The 14,152-nt window shown below is 63.4% G+C and carries 13 protein-coding genes; 12 read left to right on the top strand and 1 reads right to left on the bottom strand.

The genetic code is table 11. The features are described 5' to 3' along the window. The first annotated feature begins 6 nt into the window (after window positions 1-6). From NCT03_RS02180 to NCT03_RS02125, 12 genes are all read left to right on the top strand, one after another. Entirely contained in the window at window positions 7-1,092 is a 1,086-nt protein-coding gene (locus tag NCT03_RS02180; RefSeq protein ID WP_250463127.1) for a PhoH family protein, read from the top strand. Between the two features lie 4 nt (window positions 1,093-1,096). Next, on the top strand, window positions 1,097-1,558 hold the full coding sequence (ybeY, locus tag NCT03_RS02175) for an rRNA maturation RNase YbeY (RefSeq protein WP_244827061.1): 462 nt from the start codon (window positions 1,097-1,099) through the stop codon (window positions 1,556-1,558). 35 nt (window positions 1,559-1,593) lie between these two features. Then, window positions 1,594-2,271 carry a gamma-glutamylcyclotransferase gene (locus tag NCT03_RS02170; protein WP_244827959.1) on the top strand — a complete coding sequence of 226 codons (678 nt, stop codon included), beginning with the start codon at window positions 1,594-1,596 and terminating at the stop codon, window positions 2,269-2,271. Window positions 2,272-2,466: 195 nt separating this feature from the next. Then, window positions 2,467-3,372, top strand: coding sequence for a CorC family transporter (locus tag NCT03_RS02165; RefSeq protein WP_244827060.1), 906 nt, complete (start codon window positions 2,467-2,469; stop codon window positions 3,370-3,372). An 84-nt stretch (window positions 3,373-3,456) separates the two neighbouring features. Further along, window positions 3,457-5,121, top strand: a complete 1,665-nt coding sequence (gene lnt, locus NCT03_RS02160) for an apolipoprotein N-acyltransferase (protein ID WP_250491811.1) — start codon at window positions 3,457-3,459, stop codon at window positions 5,119-5,121. Window positions 5,122-5,373: 252 nt separating this feature from the next. Next, complete coding sequence (gene glyQ / locus NCT03_RS02155; RefSeq protein ID WP_244827058.1) at window positions 5,374-6,390, top strand: glycine--tRNA ligase subunit alpha; 1,017 nt, start codon at window positions 5,374-5,376, stop codon at window positions 6,388-6,390. Window positions 6,391-6,407: 17 nt separating this feature from the next. Then, entirely contained in the window at window positions 6,408-8,507 is a 2,100-nt protein-coding gene (glyS, locus tag NCT03_RS02150) for a glycine--tRNA ligase subunit beta (protein ID WP_250491810.1), read from the top strand. Further along, on the top strand, window positions 8,504-9,064 hold the full coding sequence (gmhB, locus tag NCT03_RS02145) for a D-glycero-beta-D-manno-heptose 1,7-bisphosphate 7-phosphatase (RefSeq protein WP_250463113.1): 561 nt from the start codon (window positions 8,504-8,506) through the stop codon (window positions 9,062-9,064). Before glyS ends, gmhB begins: the two co-directional genes overlap by 4 nt. A 25-nt stretch (window positions 9,065-9,089) precedes the next feature. Then, window positions 9,090-9,863, top strand: a complete 774-nt coding sequence (locus tag NCT03_RS02140; protein ID WP_250491809.1) for a lysophospholipid acyltransferase family protein — start codon at window positions 9,090-9,092, stop codon at window positions 9,861-9,863. Between the two features lie 91 nt (window positions 9,864-9,954). Continuing rightward, window positions 9,955-10,836, top strand: a complete 882-nt coding sequence (locus tag NCT03_RS02135; RefSeq protein ID WP_244827054.1) for a M48 family metallopeptidase — start codon at window positions 9,955-9,957, stop codon at window positions 10,834-10,836. A 124-nt stretch (window positions 10,837-10,960) separates the two neighbouring features. Next, window positions 10,961-11,347, top strand: a complete 387-nt coding sequence (gene gloA / locus NCT03_RS02130; RefSeq protein WP_244827053.1) for a lactoylglutathione lyase — start codon at window positions 10,961-10,963, stop codon at window positions 11,345-11,347. 336 nt (window positions 11,348-11,683) lie between these two features. Continuing rightward, window positions 11,684-12,613, top strand: coding sequence for a DMT family transporter (locus tag NCT03_RS02125; protein ID WP_250491808.1), 930 nt, complete (start codon window positions 11,684-11,686; stop codon window positions 12,611-12,613). A gap of 86 nt (window positions 12,614-12,699) precedes the next feature. Here the strand turns inward: NCT03_RS02125 and NCT03_RS02120 are convergent, their stop codons facing one another. Beyond that, window positions 12,700-13,713 (bottom strand): DedA family protein/thiosulfate sulfurtransferase GlpE, encoded by a 1,014-nt coding sequence (locus NCT03_RS02120; RefSeq protein ID WP_244827051.1) that lies wholly within the window; start codon window positions 13,711-13,713, stop codon window positions 12,700-12,702. Window positions 13,714-14,152: the final 439 nt, after the last annotated feature.

The following is a 14,152-nucleotide window of genomic DNA, read 5'->3' as shown; positions in this document are numbered from 1 at the left end:
TTCGCCTTGAAGAACGCTCCTCAGCAGCATCTGGAATTCACCGCTCCGCGCGATGACAACGCGCGGCTCGCCAACCTCTGCGGTCCGCTCGACGAGAACCTGCGGCAAATCGAGCAGGCGCTCGACGTGACGCTTTCGCGGCGCGGCCACAAGATCGCCATTCGCGGCCGTGGCGCAAAGGTCGCGCTTACCGCGCTCGAAAACTTCTACAACCGCGCGCGCGATCCGCTCTCGGTGGACGACATCCAGCTCGCGCTGGTCGAAGCGCGCCACGCAACGCGCCGCGCGAAGGCGAAGGAAGAAGAAGCGCCGATCGATCCGCGTTTTCGCGGCGATCCGGACCACCCCTTCGACGAACCCAGCGCCACCATCGACCTGGGCGACGAAGAAGACCACGGTCCCAAGCTCTACACGCGCCGCGCCGATTTGCGCGGCCGCACGCCCGCGCAACGCGATTATCTGAAGCAGATCATCGCGCACGACGTGACCTTCGGCATCGGGCCGGCGGGCACGGGCAAGACTTATCTCGCGGTTGCCTGCGCGGTGGACGCGCTCGAACGCGATCAGGTCAAGCGCATCGTGCTTACGCGACCCGCCGTGGAAGCGGGCGAGCGGCTCGGCTTCCTGCCGGGCGACCTCGCGCAAAAGGTCGATCCGTATCTGCGCCCGCTCTATGACGCGCTCTACGACCTGCTCGGCTTCGACAAGACCGCCAAGATGTTCGAGCGCCAGATGATCGAAATCGCGCCGCTCGCCTACATGCGCGGGCGCACGCTGAACCACGCGTTCATCATTCTCGACGAGGCGCAAAACACCACGCCCGAACAGATGAAGATGTTCCTCACGCGTATCGGCTTCGGCTCGAAGGCGGTCGTAACCGGCGACACCACGCAGGTCGATTTGCCGCGCGGACACAAGAGCGGCCTGATCGAAGCGCAGCATGTGCTGGCGGAAGTGCGCGGCATCGCGATCACGCACTTCACGTCGGCGGACGTGGTGCGCCATCCGCTGGTCGCGCGTATCGTCGAGGCTTACGACGCGCAATCGCAAAAAGATGCGGCAATCGCGGAAGCGCGGCAAAGGTCCGAGTGAAGTCATGCCTCGCCTCACTTTGACGCTGCAGTTTCCTGCCGCGAAAGCGTATCCGTCGCACAAGGCGCTGTTGCCGCGTGCGACGGTTGCGCGCTGGATCAAGGCTTCGCTCTTCGCTGACGCCGAATTGACCGTGCGTTTCGTCGATGAAGCAGAAGGCCGCATGCTGAACCGGACGTATCGGCAAAAGGATTACGCGACCAATGTGCTGACCTTTGCCTATGCCGAGTCGGAAGAAGATCCGGTCGCCGGCGATCTCATTCTTTGCTGCCCGGTCGTCGAGCGCGAGGCCGCCGAGCAAGGCAAGCCGCTCGCCGCGCATTACGCGCATCTCATCGTGCATGGCACGCTGCATGCGCAAGGCTATGACCACGAGGTCGAAAGCGAGGCGGAAGAGATGGAATCGATCGAGACGGATATCATGCAGTCTCTGGGTTTCACCGATCCCTACGTGCCGCTCGTCTGATCCCCGGTCTTCATCGAGATGCCTTGCCACGCGCCGTGAACGACAAGACGCCTGAACCCACGCCCTTTTACGAACCCGCCACGCCGTGCCCCGACTATCCGCCGGTGCTGGGCAACTCCGCGCTTCTCACCGACGAGGAGCTCGCCGCCTCGCGCGCGGTGACTTTCGCCGATTGGGACGGCAAATCCGACATCTGGCTTTTCGGCTATGGATCGCTCATCTGGAACCCCGGCTTGCCGACGCTCGAAGCCGTGCGCGGCAAGGTGCATGGGTATCATCGCGGGCTCTATTTGTGGTCGCGTGTGAATCGCGGCACGCCGGAACAGCCGGGCCTCGTGCTCGCGCTCGATCGCGGCGGCTCGTGCACCGGCATGGCGTTTCGCCTGTCCGGAACCGAGGCGCACGAACATCTCGAAGTGCTCTGGCGACGCGAAATGGCAATGGGCTCATACCGTCCCGCGTGGCTGCCGTGCACGCTGATCGACGGCCGGCGCGTCGATGCGCTTGCCTTCGTGATGCGTCGCGACGTGGTGTCGTACACGGGCAAGCTCGCGGACCCGATCGTTCGGACCGTGCTCGGCTGCGCGAGCGGCCGTTATGGCACGACGCTCGATTACGTGAGCCGCACGGTCGTGGCGCTGCGCGAAAGCGGCATGCCGGACCGCGCGCTGGAAGCGCTGTTGCGGCGCTGCAAGGGGCAAAACGCGGAGTGAAGGCGCGCGCTCGGGCATCGTACGAAGATCGTCCGGATGGCCAATCCGCGCACGAGACACACATCTCGCATAATTCTCGGCTAGCATCTCCTTCGCAGGAGAAGCGCGCGCGCCGCTTCACCCCGGCCGCTATTTTCCTTGGTGTATGCTTAACTTTCCGCTAAAACGCGCCCGGGCATTCCCGGGCGCTCCGCTATGAACGAACCCTATCCCAGTCGACGACACTCCGAAAAACCGCCGGAAAAGCGCTCGTTGCTCGAACGCCTGACCGACTTCATCTCGCACGAACCCGAGTCGCGCGACGAGCTTCTCGAAGTGCTGCAGGACGCGCACGAACGCAACCTGCTCGACGCCGATTCGCTTTCGATGATCGAAGGCGTCTTTCAGGTGTCCGATCTCTGCGCGCGCGACATCATGGTGCCGCGCGCCCAGATGGACGCCATCAACATCGCCGAAACGCCCGCGGAATTCATCCCGTTCGTGCTGGAAAAAGCACACTCGCGCTATCCGGTGTTCGAGGGCAATCGCGACAACATCATCGGCGTCCTGCTCGCGAAGGATTTGCTGCGTTATTACGCGGAAGAAGAGTTCGATGTGCGCGGCATGCTGCGCCCCGCCGTATTCATTCCGGAATCGAAACGTCTGAACGTGCTGCTGCACGACTTTCGTGTGAACCGCAATCACATTGCCATCGTCGTCGATGAATACGGCGGCGTCGCGGGCCTCATCACCATCGAAGACGTGCTGGAGCAGATCGTCGGCGATATCGAGGACGAATACGATTTCGACGAGGAAGCGGGCAATATCATCGCGTCGCCGGACGGAAAGTATCGGGTGCGCGCGCTGACGGGCATCGAACAATTCAACGAGCAATTCGGCAGCGACTTTTCCGACGAGGAAGTGGACACCATCGGCGGGCTCGTCACGCATCGTTTCGGGCGCGTGCCGCATCGCGGCGAGAAGGTGCGCATCGACGACTTCGTGTTCGAGATACTGCGTGGCGATGCGCGGCAGATTCACGTGCTGCTCGTGAGGCGCGTGCCGAGCGTGGCGCAGCATCGCCGGCATGATGCCGATGACGAGGATGAGCTGCGGGATTGAGGGGTGCGCGATTGATAAAGTCTCGATCGCAAACCACAACCACGCCTCCGCTCCCGCACGGCTCCGCCGTCAATCACGTATTCCATGACCGACTCATCGTTCCGTCTTCTCTCGCGCCGACGCGCGGCATCTGAATCCGCAACCGGCAATACGCCCCGCGCTCTTCCCTTCTGGCATTACCTCGTGGCCGCCGTGCTCGGCGCGGCCAACACGCTTTCGTTCGCGCCGACGCCGCATGGCGGCTGGATCGAGCTCCTGCTCTTCACGCTGTTCTTCGCGTGGCTCTCACGCACGACCAGTTGGAAGAGCGCGGCGGCAACCGGCTGGGCGTTCGGTTTCGGCAATTTCGTCACGGGCGTGTGGTGGCTCTATGTCAGCATGCATGTGTACGGCGGCATGGCCGCGCCGCTCGCGGCGGCCGCAGTCGCGCTCTTTTGCCTGTATCTCGCGATGTATCCGGCGTTATCGAGCGCGCTCTGGGCGCTCGTCGCAGGGCGCGCGCGTTTCGGCGATGAAGACGCGGCCACCGTGCAAGATATCGAAACCGCGTCGCGCTATGTGCCCACCTGGCACGGCGCGTTCGCCTTCGCGAGCGCGTGGGCTATCGGCGAGTGGTTGCGCGGGCTCGTGTTCACGGGCTTTCCGTGGCTCGCAAGCGGCTATGCGCAAGTCGATGGACCGCTCGCGGGCTTCGGTTCGGTCGTCGGTGTATATGGCGTCGCATGGGTGCTGGCGCTCGTCGCCGCGCTGATCGTTCAAACGGTCTATCAAGTCAGCCGAGCGCGCGCTGCGCGTTTTGTACCGGGCGCGGTTGCGCTCGCTCTGATCGTCGCCGGCATGCTGCTCTCGCTCGTGCAATGGACGACGCCCGCCAACGCGCCGCTCACCGTGCGGCTCCTGCAAGGCAATGTCAAACAGGAGATGAAGTTCGAACAGGCGGGCGTGGATGCATCGCTCGCGCTTTATGAGCGGCTCATCACGGAGAAATCCGCCGATCTCATCGTGACACCCGAAACCGCGCTGCCGGTGCTGGCTGTTCAGGTGCCGCATGATTTCGCCGCCAAGATTCGCAGCTTCGCCGACAATACGAAGTCATCGATCCTGTTCGGTGCAATTGGCGTAACGGTTCTGCCCGATGGCCGCGTGACCGACTTCACGAACAGTCTTTTCGGCATCACGCCGGGAACGCTCGATGTCTATCGCTACGACAAGCATCATCTCGTGCCGTTCGGCGAATTCGTGCCGCTCGGGTTTCATTGGTTCGTGCAACTGATGGGCATTCCGCTCGGCGATCTCGCGCGCGGGCCGATCGCGCAGAAGGCGTTTTTCGTGCATAACCAGCCCGTAGCCGTCGATATCTGCTACGAGGACATTTTCGGCGAAGAGATCGCGCATACGATCCGCGAGCAGGAAGCGCCTGCGGGCGTGCTGGTGAACTCGACCAATCTCGCGTGGTTCGGCAATACGATCGCGCTCGACCAGCACTTGCAGATCGCACGCATGCGTTCGATCGAAACCGGCCGGCCAATGCTGCGCGCGACCAACACGGGAATGACCGCGGTGATCGCGGCGAACGGCGATATCGTCTCGCGTCTGCCGACGTTCACGACAGGCGTGCTGGAGGCGACGGTGCAGGGAATGTCGGGGCGCACGCCTTATGTGACGAGCGGGAACGTCACCGTGATTGCCGTTTCGCTGTTGTTGCTGGCGTTGGCATTTGCGTTTGCGCCGGGGAGAAAACGCTCGTAAATGCGACTGCGGCGTGCGCTCATGCCGGTGCGCGCGCCGCATCGATCCAAGCTGCCGCGTAATGCGAAGGCTCACCGCGCATGGGATCGGTCCAACACCCTATCCGCGCTCGGAACCCATACGCGAGCTCCCCCACCCCGCCATACGCTAGAATCGAGAGTTTCGGTATTCCGCCGAGCCTCGGGTCCGTGCCGTCACGAGCACCATGACGTCTGCGTCCACGGCCGCGTCCGGTCCGCATCAAAGGCAATCATGCTCACCTTTCAGCAAATCATCCTGACGCTGCAGTCCTACTGGAACGACAAGGGCTGCGCGCTTCTTCAGCCGATCGACATGGAAGTCGGCGCCGGCACCTCGCACGTTCATACGTTTTTGCGCGCCATCGGCCCGGAACCGTGGCGTGCCGCCTACGTGCAGCCGTCGCGCCGCCCCAAGGACGGCCGCTATGGCGAGAACCCGAACCGCCTGCAGCACTACTATCAGTATCAAGTGGTGCTCAAGCCCGCGCCGGAAAATATCCTCGATCTCTACCTCGGCTCGCTCGAAGCGCTCGGCTTCGATCTGAAGCAGAACGACGTGCGCTTCGTCGAAGACGACTGGGAAAATCCCACGCTCGGCGCTTGGGGTCTCGGCTGGGAAGTCTGGCTGAACGGCATGGAAGTCACGCAGTTCACGTACTTCCAGCAAGCAGGCGGTCTCGACTGCAAGCCGGTGCTCGGCGAAATCACCTACGGTCTGGAACGTCTCGCGATGTATCTGCAAAAGGTCGATAACGTCTATGACCTCATCTGGACCGAATGGCAGGAAGACGGCCCGAATGGCCGCGAACTGCGGCGCCTTACGTATGGCGATGTCTATCACCAGAACGAAGTCGAACAGTCCACGTATAACTTCGAACACGCGAACGTCGATCTGCTTTTCACCTTCTTCAATAGCTACGAAGCCGAAGCGAAAAAGATGATCGAAGCGAAGCTCGCGCTGCCCGCCTACGAACTCGTGCTCAAGGCCGGCCACACATTCAATCTGCTCGATGCGCGCGGCGCCATTTCCGTGACGGAGCGCGCGGCGTATATCGGCCGCATCCGCGCGTTGTCACGACTCGTCGCGCAGGCGTATTACGATTCGCGCGAAGCGCTCGGCTTCCCGATGCTCGGCAATCCGGTGCACGCCGCAGCCGGGCTCATCACCGACAGCGAGGAAGCGGCACGTCCCGCCTGGGCGCCCGCGTTGAAAGTCGAAAGCAATCCCGGCAACACCGAACAAGCTTGACGAGAGACGACAGAACAATGACGCAATCCACTTCCGCTTCTCTGCTCGTCGAGCTGTTGACCGAAGAACTGCCACCGAAGGCGCTCGCGCGTCTCGGCACCGCTTTCGCCGAAGGCATCGTCGAGCGTCTGGCCGCGCGCGATCTGATCGAAGGCGCGGCTTCGTTCGAAAAATACGCCACGCCGCGCCGGCTCGCCGTGCTGATCGAAAACGTGCGCAACGTCGCCCCGGAAAAGCAGGTGCGCGAGAAGGTGCTGCCCGTGACCGTCGCGCTCGACGCGAGCGGCAATCCCACGCCGCCGCTCGCCAAGAAGCTCGCGGCGCTCGGCTTTCCCGACTTCCCCATTGGCGAACTCGAACGCGCGCAGGACGGCAAGGCCGAAGCGTTCTTCCTGCGCTACGCGGCGCCGGGCGCAACGCTCACCGAAGGCTTGCAAGCCGCGCTCGACGAAACCTTGGCCAAGTTGCCGATTCCAAAGGTCATGACGTATCAGCGTCCGGACGGCGCGAGCGTGCAGTTCGTGCGTCCGGTGCAGCGTCTGGTCGCGTTGCATGGCCGCGATATCGTGCCGGTCAGCGCGCTCGGCGTCGATGCGGGCGACACGACCATCGGTCATCGCTTCATGTCGGAAGGCTTCGTTGCGATCGCTCGCGCGGACGACTATGCCGAAACGCTGCGCACCAAGGGCCATGTCGTCGCCAATTTCGACGACCGCCGCGAATCCATTCGCACGCAATTGCAGGCGTTCGCGGGTGAAGATCGCGTCGTGATGCCCGAAGCGCTGCTCGACGAAGTGAACGCGCTGGTCGAATGGCCGGTCGTGTATCAGTGCCGTTTCGACGATGAGTTCCTGCAAGTGCCGCAGGAATGTCTCATCCTCACGATGCAGACCAACCAGAAATATTTCGCGCTCACGAACCAGGACGGCAAGCTGCGCTCGCGCTTTCTGATCGTCTCCAATATCGATACGAAGACGCCCGGCGAGATCATCGAAGGCAACGAGCGCGTGGTGCGTCCGCGTCTCGCCGATGCCAAGTTCTTCTTCACGCAGGACAAGAAGAAGCGCCTCGAAGACCGCGTGCCGCAACTTGCGAACGTCGTCTATCACAACAAGCTCGGCTCGGCCTTGCAGCGCGTGGAGCGTCTCGAAGCGCTCGCGGGCGAGATCGCGCCGCTCGTCGGTGTCGATGCCGCGCTCACGCGCCGCGCCGCGCGTCTTGCGAAGGCGGACTTGCTCACCGACATGGTCGGCGAATTTCCCGAATTGCAGGGCACGATGGGCACGTACTACGCACGCCACGACGGCGAACCGGAGGAAGTGGCGCTCGCATGCTCGGAGCACTATCAGCCGCGTTTCTCGGGCGACGACACGCCGTCCACCGGCGTCGGTTGCGCGGTGGCGCTCGCGGACAAGCTGGAAACCATCGTCGGCATCTGGGGCATCGGCCTTGCGCCGACGGGCGAGAAAGATCCGTTCGCGCTGCGCCGTCATGCGCTCGGCGTGCTGCGCATCCTGCTCGAAAAGAAGATGCCGATCGACCTGCGCGAGCTCGTCAACGCGGCCCAGCGCCAATTCGCCGGCATGCCGCAAGTCGCGGATTCGACCGAAGCAATCTACGCGTTCTTCCTCGATCGTCTGCGTGGTCTTCTGCGCGAACGCGGCTTCAACGCGAGCGAAATCGACGCCGTGCTGAGCCTGAATCCTACGCGTCTCGACGACATCGTCGCGCGCCTGGATGCCGTGCGCGAATTCGCCTCGTTGCCGGAGGCGGCATCGCTCGCGGCGGCCAACAAGCGCATCTCGAACATTCTCAGGAAGTCCGAGCAAGGCGTGCCGACGGCGGTCAATCCGGAACTGCTCGTCGAGGCTGCGGAGAAAGACCTTTACGCGCAAATCGAAAGTGTCACGCCGCGCGTGCAGAGCCAGCTCGCCGCACGCAACTACACCGAAGCGCTGACCGCGCTCGCCGCCCTTCGCGCTCCCGTCGACACATTCTTCAACGACGTGATGGTGAACGCGGAAGACGCGGCGTTGCGTAACAACCGCCTCGCGCTCCTCAACGCATTGCATCAGCAGATGAACTGCGTCGCGGACATCTCCAAACTGGCCGCATGACGACGATGAATCGCAAACTGGTCATTCTCGATCGCGACGGCGTCATCAACGTCGACTCCGATGCCTTCATCAAGTCGCCGGACGAATGGGTCGCCATTCCCGGCAGTCTCGAAGCCATCGCGCGGCTGAATCAGGCCGGTTTTCGCGTGGCGATCGCATCGAATCAGTCGGGGATCGGGCGCGGCCTGTTCGACATGGCCGCGCTCAACGCCATGCATCAGAAGATGAATCGCGCGGCGGCGGCAGTCGGCGGGCGTATCGACGCCATCTTCTTTTGTCCGCATACGGCCGAAGACCAGTGCGATTGCAGGAAGCCGAAGCCTGGCATGTTGCAGCAGATCATCGAGCGCTTCGAGATCGACCCGGAAGACACGCCGGTCGTCGGCGACTCGCTGCGCGACCTGCAAGCCGGCGCGGCGCTCGGCTTTCCCGTGCATCTCGTTCTGACCGGCAAGGGACCGATTACGCTCGCGGAAGGCAATCTGCCCGAAGGCTTAAGCGTTCACAAGGATCTGCGCGCCTTTGCGCTCGACTATCTCGCGCGGCATCGTGACTGACCGGCCGCCGCATCACTGACCTTCCATGCGCTTCATCCGTTCGTTGCTGTTGACGCTCTACTTCGTCGCGTACACCGTGCCGTACGCGACCGCGTGCTTCATCGCGTTCCCCTTCATGCGGGCCGACAAGCGTTACTGGATGGCGGCCGGCTGGTGCAAGTCGACCATCGTCGTGTTGCGCTATCTGGTCGGCATTCGCTACGAGATCGTCGGCATGGAGAATCTGCCGCATGGTCCGGCGGTGCTGTTGTCGAAGCATCAATCGGCTTGGGAGACGCTCGCGTTTCCGGCGCTCATGCCGCGTCCGCTCTGCTATGTGTTCAAGCGCGAGCTGCTCTATGTGCCATTCTTCGGCTGGGCGCTCGGACTCCTGAAGATGGTGCATATCGACCGCAAGCAAGGCCGCGATGCGTTCGTTTCCGTCGCGCGGCAAGGCCGTGCGCGCATGGACGAAGGCGCGTGGGTCATCATGTTTCCGGAAGGCACGCGCACACGCACCGGCACGCAGGGCAAGTACAAGACGGGCGGCGCGCGCTTCGCGGTGGCGACGGGCGCGCCGGTCGTGCCTATCGCGCATAACGCGGGGCGGCTCTGGCCGCGTAATTCGTTCATCAAATATCCGGGTATAGTCACGGTGTCGATTGGCCAGCCGATCGACACTGCCGGACTCACGCCCGAGGAAGTGAACACGCGAGTCGAGAGCTGGATCGAAATGGAGATGCGCCGCATCGATCCGCTCGCGTATGCGACGCCCGACGTGCGACCGGGTGAACCTGGCGCGGCGGGCGCTGGCCGCTGACGCGGTCGTTCGCATTCGCATCCGATCGAGCCGCGGCGTGCCTTTCTCGTTCTTCTCGTCATTCCTGCGCCGGGAGCGCAAAGCCGAGCCGATGCAGAAGCAACCTTCGCGACAGCGCCCCGCCGTCGCGCTCGATACCCTGCAACTCGATCTACCGTTCGAGCATGCGCCCGAGTTCTGTGCGCCATCCACGGCGCCCGCGCCTCTGCGCGGCGAAGTTCCTCCTTCAAGCGCACCACTGCCGGAAGGCGTGCGTCAGCGCCGCATCGTCCTGGGTGCGCGCGCGCTCGACTATAGGCTGAAGCGGTCGGCGCGGCGCACCATCGGCTTTTGCATCGATGGCACCGGACTCACCATTACCGCGCCGCGCTGGGTGACGATCGCCGATATCGAAAGCGCGATCGGCGGCAAGCAAAGCTGGATCTTCAAGAAGCTGACCGAATGGCAGACGCGTGTGGAAGAGCGCGCGTTGCCGCGCATCGACTGGAAAGACGGCGCGCAGTTTCCGTATCTCGGCAAGACCATACGCGTGGCGCTGAACGCGGGCGCGGGATCGCTTTCGTTCGATGACGAGACCGGCGTGCTGCGTGTGCCGCTTCCCGCACTCGCGGATGCGCAGCAGATCAAGGACCGCGTGCAAGGCTGGCTGCAAAGCGAAGCGAAGCGCATCTTCGGCGAGCAGCTCGCGGTCTATGCACGAAAGCTCGGCGTGGAATACCGGGCGTATGCGCTTTCGTCGGCGGCGACGCGCTGGGGCAGTTGTTCGAGCGATGGCAAGATTCGCCTGAACTGGCGGCTCATTCATTTTCCGATGTCGATCATCGACTATGTGGTCGCGCACGAGCTTGCGCATCTGCGCGAGATGAACCACAGTCCGCGTTTCTGGCAGACCGTCGAATCCATCTTTCCCGAGTTCCGCGAAGCCCGGCATACGCTCAAGCATCATCCGCCGGATCTGCTGCCCGCGCTTTGAGCGCCCGTCAGCGCGCGCCGCGGGTGCCCGGTACAATTCGAGACGAGAACCGCGCCGCCCGACCAATCGATAAAAACGAACCGGGCGCGTCGTCTTTTCGCAATCAAACAACAGGAACCCCACCATGCGACTCCTTCACACGATGCTGCGCGTCGGCGATCTGCAACGTTCCATCGATTTCTATACGCGCATTCTCGGCATGAAAGTGCTGCGTCAAAGCGAGAACACCGAGTACAAGTACACGCTCGCGTTCGTCGGTTACGGCGATGAGAGCGAGACCAGCGTGCTCGAGCTGACCTACAACTGGGGCGTCGAGAAGTACGAGATGGGCACGGCATATGGTCATATCGCGCTGGAAGTGGACAGCGCCGCCGACGCGTGCAACCGTATCCGCGAAGCCGGCGGCAAGGTCACGCGCGAAGCCGGCCCGGTGAAGGGCGGCACGACGGTGATCGCGTTCGTCGAAGACCCGGACGGGTACAAGGTCGAGTTGATCGAAAAACATTCTTGATCGACGTCCGACGTTGGACGTTCGATTTAGGGCAATTGCGGCAATCGGAAGCGGCGAAGTGATGCCGTTTGCTCAAGCAGACCGTGCTTACCGCTTCCAAACGACGTGCGCTTGCGCACGACGGCGCTTGTCGTCAAGCCGAACTCGGCGTGTTCGAACGTCAGGCTGTGGGCGCACGACCGACCACGGCTAAGCCGGCCGTAATCATCGCGCTCGAACGTAAGGCCGGTCACGCTTTCGCATCACCGTCGTGCTACTTCTGGTTTTTCACGCGCAGCGTCACCACTTCGCTGGCACAATCGACGCTCCAAAACAGTGCGACGTCGATGCGTGAACATGAGCACATCCTCTTTCGCCCTGCGCCGCGCGCCCGACCTCACGGCCGTCGCCGTGATGATTGCGCTGTGCGGCGTGTGGGGCTTTCAGCAAGTCGCCATCAAGGAAGCGAACAGCTTCATTCCGCCGATGCTGCAAGCGGGCGTACGCTCGCTCATCGCCACTTTTCTGGTGTTGATCTGGACGCGCACGCGCGGCGTGCCGCTCTTTCAGCGCGACGATACCCTGCCCGCCGGAATCCTTGCCGGCATATTGTTCGGCGGTGAATTCGTCTGCATTTTCTTCGGCCTGAGTCTCACGACAGCCTCGCGCATGGCCGTCTTTCTCTATACCGCGCCCTGTTTCACCGCACTTGGCCTGCATTGGTTCGTCGCCGGCGAGCGGCTTGCGCGCACGCAGTGGTGCGGCATCATGCTCGCGTTTTGCGGCATGGCGCTTGCCTTTGCGGATGGTTTTCTGCACGGCGCGCCGCAAAGCGCATCGACCTTGCGCGGCATCGCAGGCGATGCGCTCGGCGTCATGGCGGGCCTCTTCTGGGCCGCGACGACGGTGGTCGTGCGCGCCTCGTCACTCTCGCGAACGAGTGCGAGCAAGACGCTCTTCTATCAGCTCGCGGTATCGGCGGTCATGCTGCTCGCGCTCGCGGCCGTCACTGGACAAACCCATGTCGACGCGCTGCCGCCGCTCGCTATCGCAAGTCTCGTTTATCAGGCCGTGGTGGTGGCGTTCGTGAGCTATCTGACCTGGTTCTGGCTGCTCACGCGCTATATGGCGTCGCGGCTCTCCGTATTTTCGTTTCTGACGCCGATCTTCGGTGTGACCTTCGGCGTGTTGCTGCTCGGCGAGCACTTCACCGCGCGCTTCATGGTCGCCGCGGCGATGGTGCTTGCGGGCATCGCGCTCGTCAACCGGCGCGGCGGGAACGCTTGAATTTTTATTCGAGCGCCGACCTGGAGCATGGGCGCTTGCGGCTATCACCCGAGTAAGCCGGCGCGGCAGGACCGCCCGAGTTTCGATTACTCGGGCGCCGTCGCGCGGATCGTGACCATGTCGTCCATGTCGCTGTCTTCGTGCGTATCGACGTGCGGCTTTTCCGGCGGAATGGATTCGATCGGATAGCCGTGCTTCTCCCACGCGTCCAGGCCGCCCTTGAGCGGACGCACGTTGGTGAAACCCTTGGCGCGCAGCCGACGCGAGATAGACTTGGCCGTCGCTTCGTTCGGGCAGACGCAATACACGACGACTTCGTGCTCCGACAGCAACTGATCGACGCGGCCGGGGGAATCGAGATCCAGCGCGACCGCGCCCGGAATGCGATACGGCTCCTTGCGACGTATGTCGATTGGCCGTGCATCGTAGATGACGGGCGGCGTATCGCTTTGCATCATGGCGTCGAGCTGGTCGGGCGTGATGTGATACTTCTCCAGCCACTGGTGAAACTGCACGCGCCGCACCCATCGATACAGAATGAAACCGACGCCCGCGAGCACGAGAATATCGATCACGGTCGCGCCGTTCGCGCGAACCAGCACGACGAGGCGCGCGATCTGCTCCTGCAGCGCCGCGCCGCCCAGAATCCAGAAACTGGCCCAGGCGGTCGCGCCGATCAAGTCCCACAACACGAACACGCGCACGTCGATCTGCGTGGTGCCTAGCAGCGGCGCCGACACGAGCCCGAGTCCGGGAACGAACTTGGACAACGCGAGCAGCGGCACGCCGAAGCGTTCGAACCAGCGACGCGCGGTGCGCAGCGTGGAGTCGATCGAGAGGGAGAAGCGCACCAGCGAGTTGAGGAAGCGTCGGCCGTAGAGACGGCCTGCCGCGAACCAGAGCGAATCGGCGATGAGCACCGCGAGCACGGCCGCGCCGAGCATCGGCCAAAAGGACGACTCGCCGGACGCGACGAGCGAGCCGGCGAGAATCAGCATCGGCGCGGCGGGGACCGGCACGCCAAGTTGCGTCGCGAGGACGCTGACGAACACGGCCCACGCGCCCCACGACGACGCAAGCGAAGTCGGGACGTGCGGCATTCAAACTCCTTCACGAGCTAGCGCACGGTTCTTCGATGCGGGCGTGCTTTCAGTGCGGTGCGCAAGGGCTCCACTTTATCGCGATCGTGAATGGTTTGCCTGAATGTAGCGGTGTCAGCGGGGCGTTTGGGTCGTGCGTGCGTGGCGCTGTCACTGCGGTGTGATGTGCGGGGAAGAAGGCGCGCATTGCCTTCTTGCTGATGAACGCCAGCCGGTTCAGTGACGACACATGCCGAGGTCGCAGGACAGATGGTTCATGCCTCCGATGTACGCCTCAATCTGCTGTCTGCTATCTGCGATTGCGTCACGCCAAAGCCGATTGGCCGGCGCGCGTCGTGCGCCGTGCGTCGTGCGTCGTGCGCCGTGCGCCGTGCGCCGTGCGCCGTGCGTCGTGCTTCGTGCGCCGTGCGCCGTGCGCCGTGCGCCGTGCGTCGTGCGC

Source organism: Caballeronia sp. GAWG1-1 (assembly GCF_023631465.1).
GTDB lineage: Bacteria > Pseudomonadota > Gammaproteobacteria > Burkholderiales > Burkholderiaceae > Caballeronia.
The sequence above is the reverse complement of the archived record's forward strand: the minus strand, read 5'-3'. Positions and strand labels throughout refer to the sequence as shown.